Annotated in this window: 15 protein-coding genes; 6 read left to right on the forward strand and 9 right to left on the reverse strand. The window is 71.8% G+C overall.

What is annotated here, in order from left to right:
- Window positions 1-1,657, forward strand: a 1,657-nt coding sequence (locus tag FJ694_RS14745; RefSeq protein ID WP_157268007.1) for a SagB/ThcOx family dehydrogenase, incomplete at its 5' end; no start/stop codon positions are given.
- A 53-nt stretch (window positions 1,658-1,710) separates the two neighbouring features.
- Here the strand turns inward: FJ694_RS14745 and FJ694_RS14750 are convergent.
- Genes FJ694_RS14750 through FJ694_RS14760 form a run of 3 tightly spaced genes read right to left on the reverse strand, consistent with a single transcriptional unit; the run spans window position 1,711 to window position 4,237 of the window.
- The gene (locus FJ694_RS14750; protein WP_157268008.1) at window positions 1,711-2,523 is read right to left on the reverse strand and encodes a PEPxxWA-CTERM sorting domain-containing protein; all 813 of its coding nucleotides are present in this window, start codon (window positions 2,521-2,523) and stop codon (window positions 1,711-1,713) included.
- A 50-nt stretch (window positions 2,524-2,573) separates the two neighbouring features.
- Window positions 2,574-3,368, reverse strand: coding sequence for a PEPxxWA-CTERM sorting domain-containing protein (locus tag FJ694_RS14755; protein ID WP_157268009.1), 795 nt, complete (start codon window positions 3,366-3,368; stop codon window positions 2,574-2,576).
- Between the two features lie 56 nt (window positions 3,369-3,424).
- The gene (locus FJ694_RS14760) at window positions 3,425-4,237 is read right to left on the reverse strand and encodes a PEPxxWA-CTERM sorting domain-containing protein (RefSeq protein ID WP_157268010.1); all 813 of its coding nucleotides are present in this window, start codon (window positions 4,235-4,237) and stop codon (window positions 3,425-3,427) included.
- A 407-nt stretch (window positions 4,238-4,644) separates the two neighbouring features.
- Here FJ694_RS14760 and FJ694_RS14765 point away from each other — a divergent pair, with 407 nt between their 5' ends.
- Complete coding sequence (locus tag FJ694_RS14765; RefSeq protein ID WP_157268011.1) at window positions 4,645-5,115, forward strand: MaoC family dehydratase; 471 nt, start codon at window positions 4,645-4,647, stop codon at window positions 5,113-5,115.
- Window positions 5,116-5,639: 524 nt separating this feature from the next.
- On the forward strand, window positions 5,640-6,920 hold the full coding sequence (locus FJ694_RS14770) for a nucleotide sugar dehydrogenase (protein ID WP_157268012.1): 1,281 nt from the start codon (window positions 5,640-5,642) through the stop codon (window positions 6,918-6,920).
- 96 nt (window positions 6,921-7,016) lie between these two features.
- Here FJ694_RS14770 and FJ694_RS14775 read toward each other — a convergent pair whose 3' ends face one another.
- Window positions 7,017-7,844 (reverse strand): alpha/beta fold hydrolase, encoded by an 828-nt coding sequence (locus tag FJ694_RS14775; protein WP_157268013.1) that lies wholly within the window; start codon window positions 7,842-7,844, stop codon window positions 7,017-7,019.
- Window positions 7,845-8,080: 236 nt separating this feature from the next.
- On the opposite strand from FJ694_RS14775, the gene FJ694_RS14780 reads away from it, so the two are divergent.
- A complete protein-coding gene (locus tag FJ694_RS14780) occupies window positions 8,081-9,862 on the forward strand; it encodes an esterase/lipase family protein (protein WP_157268014.1) in 1,782 nt (593 codons plus the stop codon).
- A gap of 101 nt (window positions 9,863-9,963) precedes the next feature.
- On the opposite strand, the gene FJ694_RS14785 is transcribed toward FJ694_RS14780, so the two are convergent.
- Together FJ694_RS14785 and FJ694_RS14790 are read right to left on the reverse strand one after the other, a co-directional pair.
- On the reverse strand, window positions 9,964-11,268 hold the full coding sequence (locus FJ694_RS14785) for a glycoside hydrolase (protein ID WP_157268015.1): 1,305 nt from the start codon (window positions 11,266-11,268) through the stop codon (window positions 9,964-9,966).
- Window positions 11,269-11,391: 123 nt separating this feature from the next.
- The gene (locus FJ694_RS14790) at window positions 11,392-11,742 is read right to left on the reverse strand and encodes a hypothetical protein (RefSeq protein WP_157268016.1); all 351 of its coding nucleotides are present in this window, start codon (window positions 11,740-11,742) and stop codon (window positions 11,392-11,394) included.
- Between the two features lie 579 nt (window positions 11,743-12,321).
- Between FJ694_RS14790 and FJ694_RS14795 the strand changes: the two genes are divergently transcribed.
- A complete protein-coding gene (locus FJ694_RS14795; protein WP_157268017.1) occupies window positions 12,322-13,389 on the forward strand; it encodes a hypothetical protein in 1,068 nt (355 codons plus the stop codon).
- 30 nt (window positions 13,390-13,419) lie between these two features.
- On the opposite strand, the gene FJ694_RS14800 is transcribed toward FJ694_RS14795, so the two are convergent.
- From FJ694_RS14800 to FJ694_RS14810, 3 genes are read right to left on the reverse strand one after another with little or no spacing between them, the layout of a single operon-like run.
- Window positions 13,420-14,616 (reverse strand): fumarylacetoacetate hydrolase family protein, encoded by a 1,197-nt coding sequence (locus tag FJ694_RS14800; protein WP_157268018.1) that lies wholly within the window; start codon window positions 14,614-14,616, stop codon window positions 13,420-13,422.
- Window positions 14,617-14,635: 19 nt separating this feature from the next.
- Entirely contained in the window at window positions 14,636-16,417 is a 1,782-nt protein-coding gene (locus tag FJ694_RS14805) for an IlvD/Edd family dehydratase (protein WP_157268080.1), read from the reverse strand.
- 16 nt (window positions 16,418-16,433) lie between these two features.
- Window positions 16,434-17,441, reverse strand: a complete 1,008-nt coding sequence (locus FJ694_RS14810; protein WP_157268019.1) for a TRAP transporter substrate-binding protein — start codon at window positions 17,439-17,441, stop codon at window positions 16,434-16,436.
- Window positions 17,442-17,595: 154 nt separating this feature from the next.
- Between FJ694_RS14810 and FJ694_RS14815 the strand changes: the two genes are divergently transcribed.
- Window positions 17,596-18,549 carry a LysR substrate-binding domain-containing protein gene (locus tag FJ694_RS14815; protein ID WP_157268020.1) on the forward strand — a complete coding sequence of 318 codons (954 nt, stop codon included), beginning with the start codon at window positions 17,596-17,598 and terminating at the stop codon, window positions 18,547-18,549.
- The last annotated feature ends 51 nt before the right edge of the window (window positions 18,550-18,600 follow it).

Genomic DNA, 18,600 nt, shown 5'->3' on the forward strand with positions numbered 1-18,600 from the left:
GGCGCCGGCCGGGCGGCGCTGGGCGCTGGGCAGCGGCCTGGCCGGGCTGGGGCTGTTGGGGTTGGGCGGGGCCTTCCTGGCCGGGCTGCGGCTTGGGCGCGGCGAGCGGCAGGTGGCGCTGGCCGGGGCGGCGCAGGCCACGGGCCCGGGCGCGGCGCCCGCGGACGAGGCGATGGCGCTGGTCGAGCGCTTCCATGCCCATTCGGCGCAGTCGCGGCGCGCCGCCTTCACCGGCTTCCCGGCCGTGGACTGGGGCGCGGCGCCGCCGGCGTTCAAGCGCCATCCCGGCGCGCCGCGCCTGGCACTGGCGCCGGTGGCGGCGGATGCGCCGGGTGCGCGGAACGCGCCGGGTGCCCTGGCGGCCCTGGGCGCGGCGCTGTGGCTCACCGCCGGCGTCACGGAGCGGCGCGGCGGGCTGGCGCTGCGTGCCTCGCCGTCCTCCGGGGCGCTGTTCTCCACCGAGCTGTACGTGGCCGCGACCGCGCTGCCCGGGCTGGCGCCGGGGCTGTGGCACTACGACGCCGAGGGCCATGCGCTGGTGCGGCTGCGCGACGGCGCCCCGGATGCCGCCGAGCTGGGCCTGCCCGCGGCACCCGGCGCCGCGCCCGCCGCGCGCGTGATCGCCACGGCCGTGTTCCGGCGCACCGGGCGCAAGTACCGCGACCGGGCCTACCGCTACGTGCTGGCCGACCTGGGCCACGCCCTGGAGAACCTGCGCGTGGCCGCCACGGCGCTGGGTTTCGACGCGCACCTGGTTGCCGCTTTCGACGGCCCGCGGCTGGCGGCCACGCTGGGGCTGGACGAGGACGAGGAGGGCGTGCTGGCGCTAATGGAGTTTTCACTTGCACGTCCCGGGACGCTCCCACGGCAGGGTGGGGCGTCGTGCCCGGTGCCCGGCTCCGAAAGCCTGTCCCCGCCGCCGCTGCCACGCGCGCTGCCGCCGCTGGGCGTGACCGGGGCGGTGCACCGGGCCACGTCGTTGCGCGCTGGCACGGTGTCCGGGGAGGACATGGCGCTGCCGGGGCCGGCGCCGGCGGCCGTCGCGGCGTCGGCGCCGCGGCAGGCTCGCGCCGTGGTGCTGCCGGCCATCGCCCCCTCCGCCTCGTCGGACGTGCTGCGCCGCATCGCCACCCGGCGCTCGGTGCGGCGCTTCGCGCCGACGCCGGTGCCGCTGCCGGCGCTGGCCGGCGTGCTGGCGGCCCTGGCGCAGCCGCCGCTGCTGTCGGCCGCCATCCGGGTGGACGTGGTGGCACACGCCGTGGCCGGCCTGGACCCGGGCGTGTGGCGCATGGGGGCGGACGGGCGGGTGCTGCACCCGCGCCGCGTGCCGCTGGCGCCGGCGGCGCTGCGCGCCGCGGCAAGGGCCGCCGCGCTGGACCAGGACGTGATCGGCGACGCCGCCGCGGTGCTGGTGCTGTCGGCCGACCGCGCCGTGCTGGCGCGCGACGGCTGCGGCGCCGCGCGTGGCTACCGCCATGCCTTTCTCGAAGCCGGGCTGGTGGGCGAGCGCGTGTACCTGGAAGCCGCGGCGCGTGGCCTGGGCGCCTGCGCCGTCGGCGCCTTCTACGACGACGAGGCCGAAGCGCTGCTGGGCGTGGACCCGGCGCGGGAGTGGGTGCTGCACTTCGCCGCCCTGGGCGTGCCGGCCGGCGGCTGAGGGCACGGCACCCGCGTGCGCGCCGGTGCCCGAAGCCGCCCGGGAGGGCCGCGTCAGGCCGGTGCCGAGGGACGGCGGGCGAGGCCTTGGCGCCGGGCCGCCGTGCCCACCAGGGCCGCGCCGGCCAGCAGCAGGGCCCAGGTGGAGGGCTCGGGGATGGTCAACGGCACCTGGCCGCCGGCCTGCACGCCCCAGCGGCCCCAGACGGTGGCGGTGCGGTCCTGGTGGTTGCTCAGCAGCACCGACAGCTCGCCCGTCTCGTGCTCGAAGCTGCGGCTTGTGCCGATCTCCTCCAGGACGTCGGGCCCGTCCAGGAAGCGGGAGTGGAAGAACACGGCGGCATGGGCCCCGTAGCCGCGGCGGATGGGTTCGACGACGTCCGTGGGGATCACCCAGGCGTCGAGCGTGTACTGCGCGGTGATGCGCACGCCCGTGTGCGCCGACAGCACGAACAGCGGGTTGCCGCCGGCCCGGCCCCGGTGGCGGGCCTCGGCCAGGTAGCGGCCGTTGCCCGAGCCCGTGCGGTCGCCGTTGTCGTACTGGCCGCCGGCGAACAGCCCGGCCGCGGACACCGCGGCGAAGCTGCTGGCCTGGCCGGTCTCGTTCTCGAAGCGCGCGTTGCTGAAGGTGGGGTCCGCGAAGCCGCCCTCGTTGCGCTGGCACACGGCGGGATGGGCGCAGAAATCCCAGGTCACGAAGGACTCGGCCACCGACAGCCCGGTGTAGCGGATGGTGGGCGCGATGCCGTCGCCGGGGCGCAGGTCCACCAGCTCGTAGCGCAGCCCGGTAAGGCTGGCGCTGGAGCCGACCGCCGCCAGTGCGGGCGCGGCCAGGACCGCCAGCACGGTGCCGAGGAGTGTCTTCATGGCTCATCTCCTGGAAGGGGGACGCGGCGGCGGCGGCCGCCGCGACGACTTCAGTTCGCCGGGACGCGGCCTTGGCGCCGCCGCGCCACGGCGCCGAGCACGCCCGCGCCGGCCAGCAGCAGGGCCCAGGTGGAGGGCTCGGGAACGCCCACCGGCAACTGGCCCTCGGCCAGGACGCCGAAGCGGCCCCAGACGGTGGAGGTGCGGTCCTTGTGGTTGGCCAGCAGCACGGAGAACTCGCCCGTCCGGTGCGCGAAATCGCTGGTCGAGGTGTCGATCTCCACGAAGGGCTCCGGCCCGTCGATGAAGCGGGAATTGACGAAGACCGCGGCGGAGGCCGCGTAGTCGCGGCGCACGGGCTCCTGGACGTCCGTGGGGATGATCCAGGCGTCGAGCGTGTACTGCCCGGTGATGCGGATGCCGGTGTGCGCCGACAGCACGAAGAGGGGGCTGCCCAGCACGCCCTGGTGGCGGGCCCAGGACAGGTACCTGCCGTTGCTGCCGACCGTCCGGTCGCCGTTGTCCCATTGCGCGGCGGCGAACAGCCCGGCCGCGGAGACGGAGGCGAAGGCGCTGGCCGGGCCCGACCGGTCGTTCTGCACGGTGCTCAGCACCGGCTCCCGGTAGCCGCCCTGGCTCAGCTGGCACGACACCGGCCCGAAGCAGAAGCCGAGCTTGGACTGGGCGACGGACAGCCCGGTGTAGCGCACGCTGGGCGCGATGCCGTCGCCGGGGCGCAGGTCCACCAGCTCGTAGCGCAGCCCGGTGAGGCTGGCGCTGGAGCCGGCCGCGGCCAGCGCAGGGCCGGCCAGGGCGGCCAGCAAGGTGCCGAGAAGTGCCTTCATGTGGCGTCTTTCGTGAGGAGGTGAAGATCGCGGCGCCGCTCGCCGCAGCGGGGGTTTCAGGCCGCCGTGCCGATGCCGCGGCGCCGCGCCACGCCGCCGAGCAGCCCCGCGCCGGCCAGCAGCAGCGCCCAGGTGGAGGGCTCGGGGATGCCGGTTGGCACCTGCCCGTCGGCCAGCACGCCGATGCGGCCCCAGACGGTGGCGGTGCGGTCCTTGTGGTTGCTCAGCAGCACGGACAGCTCGCCCGTGTCGTGCACGAAGCCGCTGCCCGTGCTGACCTCCTGGAAGAAGTCGGGGCCGTCGATGAAGCGCGAATTGACGAACACGGCGGCGCCGGCGCCGTAGCCGTCGTGGTAGGGCCCGGTGATCGGCGTGGGGATGACCCAGGCGTCGAGCGTGTAATGCGCGGTGACGCGCACGCCGGTGTGCGCCGACAGCACGAACAGCGGGTTGCCACCGCGCCTGCCGCGCAGCCGGGCCTCGGCGTGGTACGGGCCGTAGCCGAGGCCGGCGCCGTTGTCGTACTGCCCGCCGGCGAACAGCCCCGCCGCCGACACCGCCGCGAACGCGCTGGTCGAGCCGCTGAATCCGTCGTCGTATTGCCGGTTGCTGACGGCTGGGGTCGTGAAGGTGCCCTCGCTGCGCTGGCAGAAAGTGGGGCCCAGGCACCAGTGGGCCAGCAGCAGCGACTCGGCCAGCGTGGCCCCGGTGAAGCGGATGCTGGGCGCGATGCCGTCGCCAGGGCGCAGGTCCACCAGCTCGTAGCGCAGCCCGGTGAGGCTGGCGCTGGAGCCGACCGCCGCCAAGGCGGGCAGGACGGGGCCGGCCAGGGCCAGCAGTGCGGCGGCATGCCAGGAAGCTTTCAGCATGGTTCCTCCTTCGGGCACCTCGGCCCGCGGCAGAACTCCCTGGCGGCAAATACTGGCCGGCGTTGCGCCTTCAATGCTTGCTGCAACGGCGTGACATATTGCCAATGAATATGTGCATTCGTTGCCACGCGAGACGGCATACCCGGACGCATGAGTTTATGCGCTGGCGTTTCAAAGGCTTGCTGACGCGCCGGAAATTGCCCCATTGCAGGGGGCGGGGCCGGAAATCGTCACGAATTCATCGGGATGTTTAATATTCGAACAGATTTCGCTGGCAGCATGGTCAATTTCTTCGCGGCTTGAAGATATTCGTTCTGAATATGTTGCGCCGCCACATTCGGGCCGGCGAATGGCGCGGCACGGAGGCGGACCACAATGGCGGCTCCACGACTGCTTCATACCGGCCCATGGCACCTTCCGATTCGCGCCCGCCGCTGTACCTGGACGACCTTGCCGTGGGCGACCGCTTCGACAGCGGCACGCTCGTGGTCGAGGCCGAGGAGGTGAGGAGCTTTGCCGAGCGCTTCGACCCGCAGCCCTTTCACCTGGACGAGGCGGCGGCGCGCGCGAGCGTGTTCGGCGGCCTGGCGGCCAGCGGCTGGCACACGGCGGCGCTGACGATGCGGCTGCTGGTGCAGAGCCTGCCCCTGGGCTGCGGCGTGATCGGCGCCGGCACCGAGCTGGCCTGGCCGCGGCCCACGCGCCCGGGCGACACGCTGCGCGTGAGCAGCACCGTGCTGGAGATCGCGCCCTCGAATTCGAAGCCCGACCGCGGCATCGTCACCTGCCGCAGCGAAACGCTGAACCAGGACGGCGGCTGCGTGCAGCGCATGACGGCCAAGTTGCTGGTGTTGCGCCGCCCGGGTGCCGTGGGCTGAGACACGGCCTGGATCGGGACGACCCGAACGCGAGGCTGACAAGGAAGCTCATTTCACCGGCGCGACGAAGCATCGCCAGTTAGCCTCGTCGTTGCGCGCACGAGCGCGGTCCGCCAGTGACAAAAACAACATACGCGATACTCCTGGTCGCCTCAGATCACACCCGATGAGCCCGCCCGGGCATTGAAGGGGGAACAAGAGCAAACCAGGAGCAGGGCGAAGCGGGCGGGTTGGCCAGGGGCGCGCCGGAAAGTCTCCCCGGTCAGGAAGCCCGGGCGCATCCGGCGCCGCGTGTATGTTGTAAATGAGGCCGCGCTACACCCCTTTCCCTACGCGGTGGGAGTGCTGCATCCCTCCATCCGGGGTTGCCAGGCGGCCCGGAATCGGGGTCTGTCCGCGGCCGCTGCCAAGGCGCACCCTTGCACGCGGTCGGACCGGGGTGGAGGAATGGGCTGAGCCGGCGTGCCGAGGGCGCGCGGCGGCCGCCGTCCGCCGCGGCAGGCAGCCAATGCAAGGAGGGAAGCATGAGCGTGATCGCCGTCATCGGGTTGGGGTACGTCGGCCTGCCGCTGGCCGTGGAGTTCGGCAAGCAGGCGCGGACCATCGGCTTCGACATCGCCGTGGACAAGGTGGCCGCGTGCCAGCGCGGCACCGACCCGTCGCGGGAACTGCCCGACGCGGAGATGGCCGCGGCCAAGCACTGCGTCTACACCAGCGACCCGTCCCTGCTGGCCGAGGCCGACGTGATCGTCGTGGCCGTGCCCACGCCGGTGGACGAGGCCAAGGCACCGGACTTCCGCCCGCTCATCGGCGCCAGCACCGCCGCCGGGCGCCACATGAAGCGCGGCGCCATCGTCGTGTTCGAGTCCACCGTCTATCCCGGCGCCACCGAGGAGGTGTGCATCCCGGTGCTCGAGCGCGAGTCGGGCATGAAGTGGAAAGAGGACTTCTTCGTCGGCTACAGCCCCGAGCGCATCAACCCCGGCGACCGCGAGCACACCCTGACCAAGATTGTGAAGATCGTCTCCGGCGACACGCCCGAGACGCTGGAGCGCGTGGCCGAGGTGTACGAGCGCATCATCGGGCCCGGCGTGCACCGCGCCTCGTGCATCAAGACCGCCGAGGCCGCCAAGGTCATCGAGAACACGCAGCGCGACCTCAACATCGCGCTGATGAACGAGCTGGCCATCATCTTCAACCGCATCGGGCTGGACACCTCCGAGGTGCTGGAGGCCGCCGGCACGAAGTGGAACTTCCTGAAGTTCAAGCCGGGCCTGGTGGGCGGGCACTGCATCGGCGTGGACCCGTACTACCTCACGCACAAGGCCGACATGCTGGGCTACCACCCGCAGGTGATCCTGGCGGGCCGCCGCATCAACGACGGCATGGCCAAGTTCGTGGCCGAGCAGACGATCAAGAACATGATCGCCGCGGGCAGCTACATCAAGGGCGCGCGCGTCAACGTGCTGGGCCTGACCTTCAAGGAAAACTGCGCCGACCTGCGCAACTCCAAGGTCGTGGACATCGTCCACGAGCTGCAGAGCTACGGCGTGGAGGTGTTCGTGAGCGACCCGCAGGCCGACCCCGACGAGGCGCTGCACGAGTACGGCGTGCGGCTGCTGAAGTGGAGCGACCTGCCGCGCGCCGACGCCATCGTCGCCGCGGTCGCGCACCGCGAATTCGCCGAGCTGCCCATGGAAGACCTGAACCGCAAGCTCGTGCGCGGCGGCGTGTTCATCGACGTCAAGGCCGCCTTCGACGCCCGGGCCATCGAGGGCGCAGGCTACCGGCTGTGGCGGCTGTGAGCCCCAGGCCGCCGCGGCGCTGAGCCGCGCCGACACAGGCTGATCGAAGGCCGCCGGACGCTGCGCCGGCGGCCTTCTCGCTTTCAGGGGGCCTGGCTACACCCCGGGCAGCGTCGCCTCCAGGTCCGGCTCCTCGGCGCTGAACCCCAGCGCCGCCGCCACGCGCGCCGGCGCCTGCACCGGGCCCATGTGTCCCAGCCCTTCGAGATGCCGCAGCGTGGCGCGCGGACAGGCCTGCGCCAGCGTCTCGGCCACGCGCAGCACCGGCGCCGGCGAGCGCGTGCCGGCCAGCAGCCGCACCGGCATCTGCAGCCCGGCCCAGGCGCGCAGCGGCACGGTGTCGGCGAAGAGCGCGCCGAACTCGGCATCCACCTTGGGCATGCACGCGGCGATGGCGGCGCGCCGGCCCTCGCCGCACAGCGCCCAGGCGCCGTCACCGCTCCAGTAATCGACGAACAGCGCGGCGGCCGCGTGCAGCCGCCGCGCCCGCACGTGGGCGCGCACCGCGCCGCCCAGGTCCAGCGCCTCGCTCCAGGGCGCGCGGCCGGCCGCCCCGCGCAGCACGCCGAAGCGCACCGGCTCGTAGAGCGTGAGGCTGCGCACGTGTTGCGGCCAGCGCAGCGCCAGCTCCAGCGCCACCGCGCCGCCGTAGGAATGGCCCAGCAGGTGCACGCCACCCTCCACCCCGGACAGCAGCGGCAGCAGTGGCTCGGCCTCGTCGGCGAGCGTCGTGGGCGCGGCGGCGCGCCACGGCGCTGCGCCGTCCGCGCCGTAGCCCGGCAGGTCCGGCGCGACGAGATCCACCGACGCCGGCAGCAGCGCGCGCCATGCCTGCCACTGGCGCGCGCCGCTGGCGCTGCTGTGCAGGGCGACCAGGCGCCCGCGCGCCGGCCGGCGCAGGGAGTTGGAGTCGGGGTGGCTCATGCGGTGCTCCGGGGAGGCGTGTGCGGTTGTGTTCCGGGCGGCCGGCCAAAAGCCGGCAGGCGCCGTGCGGGAGCCGCTGAGTTGCAGGCCCGCCGCACGGCGTTCAGGGCGCACCCGGCCCTGCGCCCGAACCGCGCCGGGGACCGCTGGCCCGGGGCACGGCGCCGAAGCGCCGTGTCGCACGGCGCCGATTCCTGATACAGCCGCCGCGGCGCCCCGGCGCCACCATCACCGCCATGCGCCGCGTCCTGCTGCCGCTGCTCCTGCTGGCCTCTTCCTGGGGCGCGCCGGTTCACGCCGCCGCCGCGGCACCCGCGCTGGATGTCGCGCTGCTGGACGCCGCCGGCGCGCCGGTGCAGGCGCTCGTGGACGGCAACAGCGTGCGCCTGCGCGCGCAGCTGGATCGGGCGGCGCCGCGCCCCGTCGCCGTCACCTTCCGCCTCGACGGCCGGGCGCTGCCGGCCGGCTGCACCGTGCCGCGCGCCGCGCGCGGCTGCACCACCGCGCCGCTGTCCACGCTGAACTGGTACTGGGACGCGCAAGCGGACACGGCAGGCGCCGCCGCCACGGCGCGCCCGAACCGCACGCTCAGCGCCGAGGCCACCCCGGGCCGCGCCAGCGCGTTGACCTTGCGCGCGGACACTGCCGTGGCGCTGCGCCCGCGCCCGGTCGTGCTGGTGCACGGCTTCCTCTCCGACCACCAGACCTGGGCCGCCTACACCGGGCCCGGCGGCTTCCTGGCGCAGGCCGGGCTGCGGGGCTTCGCCGTGGGCGACGGGCAGGCCGAGGGCGCCATGGACACCGGCGCGCTGGCGCGGCTGCGCAGCGCCACCAAGTCACTGCCCGAGAACGCGGCGGCGCTGCAGCGCTACGTCGAGGGCGTGCGGCGCCTGACCGGCGCGCAGCAGGTGGACCTGCTGGCGCACAGCATGGGCGGGCTGGTGTCGCGCTACTACGTGGCGCGGCTCATGCGCGACCGCGCTGTGGCGCAGCTGATCATGCTCGGCTCCCCGCACGGCGGCTCCGACTGCTCGGGCCTGGCCTCGGCGCTGGGCGTGCTGGAGCCCGCGGCGCTGGAGCTCAGCCCCGCCTTCGTGCGCCAGGTCTTCAACCCCGGCGTCACGCGCCGCCACGGCGTGCCCTTCCACATGCTCGCCGGCGACCCGATCGCCGAGGCCTTCCGCGCGCCGTGCAGCGGCGTGCCCAGCGACGGCGTGGTCAGCGTCGGCAGCGCCTCGGCCATCCCCGGCCCGGTGCGGCGGCTGCCGGTGCTGCACACCGACATGACGGCCTCGGCCGAGGTGGCCGCCGGCTTCGTGCTGCCGCTGCTGCGCCAGGGCGCGCTGCAGGACACGGCGGGCTGGAGCGAGTCGGCCGGGGACGCCGTCTCCGAGCCCGACACCCAGTACGCGCAGGTGGCGGCCGGGCACGTCGAGGCCGGCGCCTCGGTGGAGGTGGCGGTGGAACTCGACGACGTGGCCGTGGCCGCCTTCGCGCTGTTCGACCCGAGCCGCGCGCTGGAGACCACGGTGCGCGGCGCCAGCGGCCGCGTCATCGAGCTGACGGCGCGCGAGCACGGCCTGGTGCGGGTGGAAGACCCGTCGTCGCTGCTGACGCTGGGCTACGGCTTCGAGCGCCCGCGCCCGGGCCCCTGGCGCGTGACGCTGCACGCCCCGCGCGAGGCGAGCGACTTCGCGCTGTCCGCGCGCGTCAGCGGCGGGGCCGTGCTGCACGCCGCCGCGAGCCCGCTCACGCCCGCGCGCGGCCAGGCCGTGCAGCTGTCGGCCGCGCTGGAACACCCGTCGCGGGCGCTGGAAGGCGTGGCGCTGCGCGCCGTGGTGCACCGCCCCGACGGCAGCACCGAGGCGCTGGCGCTGCCGGGCGAGGGCGCGCGGCGCAGCGTGGCCTGGCGCGCCGCGCGGCGCGGGCTGCACGGCATCGAGCTGATCGCCAGCGCCCGCGCCGGCGAGCTGCGCATCGAGCGGCGGCGCTTCCTGGTGGTGGAGGTGGGGCCGTGAAACGGCGCCTGTGTTCGCGGACCTCATTGCCTTCGCAACCACAACGAAAAGGCGGGCCCCGAAGGGCCCGCCTTGACGTTCGTGCGGCGCCGCGCGCTGGCTCAGAGCTTCGGCACGCAGGAGGCGAAGGTGGCCGGGCAGGTGGTGGTCAGGCCGCCGGCGGCATCCTTGGGGAAGGCGCTGGAGCGGAAGAACTGCAGCAGCTGCGGGTACGGGGCCGGCGAGCCGATGAACGAGCGCGTCCAGAACATGTAGTTGGCGTTGAGCCGGGTGCGGCCGAAGCTGTAGAGGTCGGCGATCTTCGGCGGGTTGACCGGGCCGTTCTGCACCGTGGCCTGGTAGTTCTCGGGCTGCACCGACGGGCCGATGGGCACCTGGCCCTTGGCCGGGTCGTACATCGGATAGACGCGGGTGTTGAGGTCCCAGTCCTCCAGGAAGATGTCCGGCCCGCCCAGCGCCACCTTGCTGCTGACCATGTTCGAGATCAGGCCCGGCATGTAGGGACGCGGGTAGTTGATGAACTGCATCACCACCGTGTTCGGGAAGGCCTGCTTGGTGGCCGTGTCGATCTGCGCCAGGTTGGCGAAGTAGGCGGTGAGCTGCGCGCTGGTCATCGGCACCTGCGTGGTGCCGATGGCCGTCTCGTTGAAGGTCACGCCCTCGAAGGCGTTGTGGCCGTTGTAGCGCTTGCCCAGCGCGGTGGTCAGCGCGATGAGGCGGTCGCGCACGTTGGCGTTGTGCAGCGCGGCGTTCTCGCCGTAGCGGTTCTCGCTGTCGATGGCCTCGCGGGCGCCGATCAGGATCTTGTAGGCGCCGCCCTCGTACTCGGCGGTGCGCAGGTAGTCGGGCACGGCGCGGCCGCCGGACGTGAACACCTTGGTGCTGACCATCACGAAGAGGCGCTTGCCGGCGGCGGCCATCGTGGCCAAGTCGCGGTCGATCTTGGAGAAGTCGTAGACGCCCTTGGCCGTCTCCAGCTGCGCCCACTCGTAGCGCAGCAGCAGGCCCTTGACCTGCGGGAAGTCGTCGATCTCGGTGAGGATCTGGGCCACGGTAGCCGGGTCGCGCTTGCCGGTGGCGATGTAGTGGCCGGGGTTCCACTTGGTGCGGGTGTCGGCCAGGTTCATGGCCGTCTCGCGGGCCGCGCGGCTGAGCTGGCTGGCCAGGAAGGCCTGCTCGGTGGCCGGATCCTCGGCCAGCTCCCAGGCCGCCGGCTGCGCCCGCGGCGCCGCCGCGTCGGCATAAGCCTGCGTCGTTTCGGTGGCACTCATCGGTTGCGAGGACAGCGTCGCCACGTCGTTGCTGGCGTCGCTGCCGCCACCGCAGGCGGCCAGCATCACCGCCATCGAGAACAGGGAGCCGGCCACGGCCAGCCGGGAGGGGATGGAGGACTTCAGGACATTCATGGCCAAACTCGATTTCCGGTTCAACGGGCGGCAGCAGGTCCACCGTGCCGGTTTTCCGGCGCGGTTTGCGCAGCGTTTCCAAAGGGGTTGTTGCAGTATTCCGGCTTGTTTTGCCGCCGCTTTTCATCGCGGCGGCCTTTCAAGCGGCATGCCTGCTCTTTCGGCCCCACCAGGACCGAAATAAGGCAAGCGCTTGTTAAATGATGTATCGCAGGTAACTCGCTGCGTTACCCACTTGCCGCCTGTCGTAACCTCGAAAAACTTGGTGCAGCGCAGCAGAAAACCGGGAGTCGAGAGCTGTTCTGGCGCACTCGGACAGGGGAAATCCAGAGCATTTTCCTCGACAAAAATGTAACCGGAGCGCCACCTTGGAAAAGGTTTTCCTGTCAGCAGACGAAATATCGCGTATCCATCATCGGCACCGGACTGCCCGACTTGAATTTCGAGCCGTCCTGATTCCGCGACATTGTTCACGCCGCGGCACCCTGAAATTGAAAACAGGCGCCGACTGAATGTCCGGGGACAAACGGAAACTGGTCCCAAAACCGGCTCCAAACTGACCGGAAACTGACGCCGCCGGTCCCGTGCCGGCGTTCGCCCGGCGCCACGCGGGCAGGCGCGGGCTGGAGCGGGCTGGAGCGGGCGGCCCTGGCGCCGGCCGCTGCCGGCTGCGCCCGCAACCGGCGCGCCGGACCGCGCACCCGGTTGCGCTCCAGACCGCTGAGGTCGCAACCGGCCGCGGTGCTTGAGGGCGCAACGGAAATGGTCTTTTCTACCCTGTCGGGCGCCACCGCAAAATCCAGGCACGAAAATATTTGTTGCCCGGCACTACTCCTGGAAAACCCGGAATCGGCCCTCGATTCAGGGTATTCACTGACTCTTGATTTATCCGAGCATCGGGCTCCGATATTCCTTTTCAAGCCGGCGCGCGATTAATCCGGAAACCAGTGCGCAGGGGTAACAACATGCTAATAAATCCCATGCTGGACAATTTTTCACGCGCCGTTACGCTGATCCTCACGAACACATGCAGTAGCACGAGGGAGAGGCAGCATGAAATTCGGCATCACGAAGGCGGTAGGCATGGGCCTGGTCGCGGGCGCGCTGATTCAAAATGTCCAGGCGGCGCCGCAGGCTTATGTGGTCCATGAATTGGGCGCCGTGCAGGGCGGCATGAGCGAGGCGCGCGGCCTCAGCAGCAACGGCAAGGCCGCGGGATATGTCAGCTTCGAGATTGAAGGCGGTATTCGGCCGGCCTATTTTCAATTGGGCCAATTGCCGGTGGTGATCGCCACCGACGGGCCCGGTACGGCCACCGGCGTCAATGCCGGCGGCGAGGTGGTGGGCTCGTACACGCAGGGCGGCACCTCGCAGGCCTTCCGCTGGAAGGGCAACGTGCTCACGCCGCTGCCCGGCCTGGGCGGTGGCGGCAGCCACGCGGCGGCGATCAACGACCGCTCGGAAATCGTCGGCTGGGCCGAAGTCGCGCCCGGCGTGCGGCACGCCGCCTATTTCTTCGGCGGCAAGGCTTACGACCTGGGTTCCTGGGGCGGCGTGAATTCGCAGGCCACCGCCATCAACGCCAACGGCGACATCGTGGGTTTCCGCGAGGTGGAGATCGACGGCGTGCTGGTGAAGCAGGGCGTGCGCGTGCCGCGCGGCGGCAAGGCGCGGCTGCTGCGCGCCACGCCGGCCGGTTTCGACGCGCTGGTGCCGCTGTCCATCAATGAAAACGGCGACGTGGCCGGCGTCCTGCACCGCGCCGGCGCGCTGCCCCACGAAACCCAGGGTTTCACGCTGATCAACGGCGCCTTCAAGCGCCTGGGCACCGACGGCTGCTGCACGGGTTTCCCGTCGCAGGCCAATTCGATCAACCGCGCCGGCCAGGCCGTGGGTTTCAAGTTCGACGGCAACGCCGACCCGCGCAAGCTCGGCCGCGGCTGGGAGCGCAATGCCCGGCCCGTGGCGCTGGATGCGCTGCCCGAGGCCACGGCCGGCGCCGGCGCCCACTGGCACGCGCTGGGCGAGGCCAGCGCCATCAACGACCGCGGCGTCATCGTCGGCGTGGGTCAGACCGGCGAGCGCGCGCTGCGCGCCTACATGCTGGTGCCGAAGAGGTGAGAACCGGGGCGGCGGCTGCCGCCCGCCTCGTCAGAGCTGGCGGCCGAGCAGCCCGCGCGCCGCCAGGTTGTTGATCAGCGCGCGCAGCCCGAAGCGCCAGGGCGGGGCCGTCTCGCTGTGCATGACGCGGTTGTGCAGGGCACCCAGGCGCGCGCTGCGGATCGTCACCAGGTCGCCCAGCTTGTGCGTGAAACCGCCGCCGGGCTGGTCGCGGTCCTCGATCGGGGCGAAGAGGGTGCCCAGGAACAGCATGAAGCCGTCCGGGTACTGGTGCGCCGCCAGCGTCTGCGCCACCAGGTCCTGCGGGTCGCGGCTGATGCTGGCCATGGTGTTGATGCCGCGCAGCTCGTAGCCCTCGGGGCCGCGCACGCGCAGGTGCACCGTCTCGCGGCGCACGTCGTCGAGTGTGAAGCCGGCGTCGAAGAGCCGGATGAAGGGCCCGATGGCGCAGGAGGCGTTGTTGTCCTTGGCCTTGCCCAGCAGCAGCGCGCTGCGGCCCTCGATGTCGCGCAGGTTGACGTCGTTGCCCAGCGCCGCGCCCACGATCTCGCCGCGGCTGTTCACCGCCAGCACGACCTCGGGCTCGGGGTTGTTCCAGGACGAGTCGGCGCGGATGCCGATGTCCTCGCCCGTGCCCACCGAGGCCAGCACCGGCGCCTTGGTGAACACCTCCGCGTCCGGCCCGATGCCCACCTCCAGGTACTGCGACCACAGGCCCTTTTCCTGCAGCAGCGCCTTCACCGCCATCGCCTTGGGCGAGCCCGGGACGATGTCGGCGAGGTTGGCCCCCACCAGCTCCAGCACCTGCGCGCGCAGCGCCTGGGCGCGCGAGGCGTCGCCGCGCGCCTGCTCCTCGATCACGCGCTCGACCAGGCTGGTCGCGAAGGTCACGCCCGCGGCCTTGACCACCTGCAGGTCGCACGGCGCCAGCAGGAACGCCTGGCCCTCGGCACGCGTGCCGGGGGCGCTGTTGGCGATGAGCTCCTCCACGCCGCACACGCGCCGCCCGGGCGTGGCGCGCGCGGCCGCCGCCGGGTCGGCCTCTTCGAGCAGCGTGCTCATGGTGGCAAAGCGCTCGCTCAGGTCGAACACGCCCTCGGCGCGCAGCGCCACCACGGCCGGGCCGGGCAGGTCGCCAGGGAGCCACGCGCGGCCGACCAGGGTGCCGGCCAGGGCGTCGTCGGGGAGGATGGGGTCGAGCGCCTGGGGGTCGGCGGATGCGGTCATGTCAGGGCGTCTTTCTTGATCAGTGGTTGTGCCGCGGCGTCTTCTCCGCGATGCGCTTGAACTGGAGCGCGAAGTCCAGCGTCGCGCCGTCGGCCAGCTGCCCGGTCTTCTCGCGGTACAGGGCTTCCCAGGGCGAGCGGCTCTCGGGCACCGGTGGGGCGGGCAGATCCCGCTTGCGGCGCTCGATCTCCTCCGGCGCCACCAGCGCGTCGCAGGTGCCGGCGTTGAGGTCGATGCGGATCACGTCGCCCGTCTGCAGCCACGACAGCCCGCCGCCCACCGCGCTCTCGGGCGAGCAGTTCAGGATCGACGGGCTGTCGGCCGTGCCCGACTGCCGCCCGTCGCCCAGCGTGGGCAGCGTCTCGATGCCGCGGCGGATCAGCGCGTCGGGCGGCTGCATGTTCACCACCTCGGCCGAGCCCGGCCAGCCGATGGGACCCGCGCCGCGCATCACCAGGATGCAGCCCTCGTCGATGTCCAGGGCCGGGTCGTTGATGCGCGCGTGGTAGTCGTCCGCGCCCTCGAACACGACGGCGCGCGCCTCGAAGATGCCTTCCTGGCCGGGATTCTTCAGGTAGCGGCCGCGGAAGCGGTCGGAGATGACCGAGGTCTTCAGGATGCCGAAGTCGAACAGGTTGCCGCCGAGCACCAGGAAGCCGGCGTCCTGCATCAGCGGCTCGCTGAAGGGGCGGATCACCTCGCGGTCGGTGGCGCGGCGCCCTTGCAGGTTCTCGGCGACGGTGCGGCCGGTGACGCTGGCGCACTCGCCGTGCAGCCGGCCGGCCTCCTGCAGCTCCCACATCACCGCCGGCACGCCGCCGGCGCGGAAGAAGCGCTCCCCGAGGTACTTGCCGGCCGGCTGCATGTTGACCAGCAGCGGCAGGTGGTAGGCATGGCCGGTCCAGTCCTGCGGGCGCAGCTCCACGCCCGCGTGCCGGGCCATGGCCATGATGTGCACCTGCGCGTTGCTGGAGCCGCCGCAGGCGCTGACCACTGCCAGCGCATTCAGGAAGCTCTCGCGGGTGAGGATCTTCGAGGGCCGCAGGTCCTCGTAGGCCATCTCGACGATGCGCCGCCCGGTCTCGTAGGCCATCTGGCCGCGCTCGCGGTAGGGCGCGGGGATGGCGGCGCAGCCCGGCAGCGACATGCCCAGCGCCTCGGCCACGGCATTCATGGTCGAGGCCGTGCCCATGGTGTTGCAGTGCCCGGCCGACGGCGCGCTGTCGCAGGCGCGCTGCAGGAACTCGTCCTCGTCGATCTCGCCGGCCGCGAGCTTCCTGCGGCTGCGCCAGATGACGGTGCCCGACCCGACCAGCTCGCCCTCGTGCCAGCCGTCGAGCATGGGGCCGCCGGACAGGACGATGGCCGGGATGTCCACGGTGGACGCCGCCATCAGCCCCGACGGCGTGGTCTTGTCGCAGCCGGTGGTCAGCACCACGGCGTCGATGGGGTAGCCGTACAGGATCTCGACCAGCCCCAGGTAGGCCAGGTTGCGGTCCAGCGCGGCGGTGGGGCGGCGGCAGTTCTCGAAGATCGGGTGCACCGGGAACTCCATCGGAATGCCCCCGGCGTCGCGGATGCCCTCGCGCACGCGCCGCGCCAGCTCCAGGTGGATGCGGTTGCACGGCGACAGGTCGCTGCCCGTCTGCGCGATGCCGATGATCGGCCTGCCCGAGCGCAGCTCGCGCGGCGTGAGGCCGTAGTTCATGAAGCGCTCCAGGTAGAGCGCGGTCATGTCGGATCGCTGCGGGTCGGCGAACCACTCTCGCGAGCGGAACGGGCGCACGGGCTTCCTGTCCATCATGTCAAGGCTTCCTTTACTTCCGGCGCGCCTTTTCCAGCTCGGCCATCAGCTCGCGCGTGGTGTCCTCGCCGAATTCCTTGCTGAACTTCGCCACCACCGGCTGCAGCTTTTCCTTCAGGCGCGCCTGCTCGGCGGCGGGCAATTCCGTCACCTGCATGCCGGCCTTCTTCAGCTCGCCCAGCGCCTTGTCGCCGAAGGCGCGGATGGTCTGGCGCTCGTAGAGCGTGGCCTCGCGCGCGGCGTCCTGGACGATCTTCTGCTCCTCGGCGGAGAGGGTGTCCCAGGTCTTCTTCGACATCAGCAGCACCCAGGCGCTGTAGATGTGGCGCGACTGCACCAGGTGCTTCTGCACCTCGTAGAACTTGCTGGCCAGGATGGTGGCGGTGGGGTTCTCCTGGCCATCGACGGCCTTCTGCTCCATGGCCGAGTACAGCTCGGTGAAGGGCATCGGCGTGGCGTTGGCGCCCAGCGTGTTGAAGGTGTCGATGAACAGCGGGTTCTGGATCACGCGCAGCTTCAGCCCGGCGAAGTCGTCGGCCTTGGTGATGGGCTTGCGGCTGTTGGTGACGTGGCGGAAGCCGTTCTCCCAGAAGCCCAGGCCCACCAGGCCCTTCTCGGGCAGCTTGGCCAGCAGCTTCTGGCCGAAGGCGCTGTCGAGCACCGCGTCGGCCTCCTGCTCGTTGGCGAAGGTCAGCGGCAGGTTCAGCACGCCGAAGTCCTTGACCAGCGTGACCAGCGTGGAGCTGTCGGGCACCGTCATCTCCAGCGTGCCGCCGCGCAGCGCCGAGGTCATGGTCACGTCGTTGCCCAGCGTGCCGCTGGCAAAGAGCTTGGCGCCGAGCTTGCCGCCGCTCTTCTGCGCCAGCAACTCGTTGAAGCGCTTGACGGCCAGGGCCTGCGGATGGTCGTCGCTCAGGCCGATGCCGACCTTGAACGAGCGCTCCTTCACCTGCGCCACGGCCGGTGCGCCCGCAAAGGCCGCCAGCAGCGTGGCGGCCAGCGCCAGGGTCTTGAACTTCATGAGGTGTCTCCTGTGATGAGCCTGTACTTGTCGCGCCGCGGGCCGCCTTGCCTCCATGCACCAGCGCCGCGCCGGCCGCAGACTAGGCCGGCACGGGAAAAGGGTCCAATCACCATTTCAGTAAAATCCATTCCCTTTGGTTATTGGTCCGAATGTGTCGGGAAAACCCTTATCACCTTCCAGCGCCTGTGCCCGTCTGCGTTTCAGGCACCTGCAGTTTCTCGACATTCTGGGCCGCACGCGCAATTTGCGGCTGACGGCCGAGCAAATGCACGTCACGCAGCCGGCGGCGACCAAGATATTGCTGGATATTGAGGACATATTCGAAGCGCGGCTGTTCGAGCGGCTGCCGCGCGAGATGCGGCCCAACGAGCTGGGACTGTTCGCGCTGCGCTGGGCCGCGGCCACGCTGGCCGGGCAGCGCCAGTTCGTGGACGAATTCAACGCGCTGCGCCAGGGCGGCCACGGCCACCTGGCGGTGGGCGCGATCTCGGGCTCGGCCTCGAAGCTGCTCGCGCCCGCGGTGCGGGAGATGCTGCGCCGGCGCCCGCTGCTGGTGCTGCGCCTCTACGAGCAGAGCAGCGACCAGCTCATCGCCTGGCTGGCCGAGCGCCGCATCGACCTCGTCATCGGCCGCCTCACCGACCGCACGCAGCGCGCGCAGGTGCAGTACGAGCCGCTCACGGGCGAGCCGCTGTGGGTGGTGGCCGGGCCGGGCCACCCGCTGCGCGGCGCGCCGGCGCTGGACCTGGCGCAGCTGGCTTCCTGTCCCTGGATTCTTTACCCGCCGCTCACGGCACTGCGCCGGATTTGCGACGAGATTTTCGGCGCCGCCGATTCGACGCCACGCGCGGGCAGCGTGGAAACCACGTCCTTCCTGTTTGCCTTCGAATTGCTGCAGGGCTCGGAAATGCTGTCGCTGCAGCCGGCGGCGCTGGTGGGCAAATACGTGGACAAGGGCCTGCTCATCCGGCTGCCGGTGGAAATTCCCGAGCGCATGCCCGATTACGGGCTGGTGACGCGGCTGGGCGAGGAGCCGGCGCCGCTGGCGCGCGAGCTCATGGCACTGCTGCGCGGCCTGGCCGGTGCGGCGCCGGTGCTCGCCTGACGGGTAGGGGAAAGCGCTTACGCGCAAATACCAGGCACCCCCGGGCAACCC

This window comes from Azohydromonas aeria, assembly GCF_009760915.1.
Taxonomy (GTDB): Bacteria; Pseudomonadota; Gammaproteobacteria; order Burkholderiales; family Burkholderiaceae_C; genus Azohydromonas; species Azohydromonas aeria.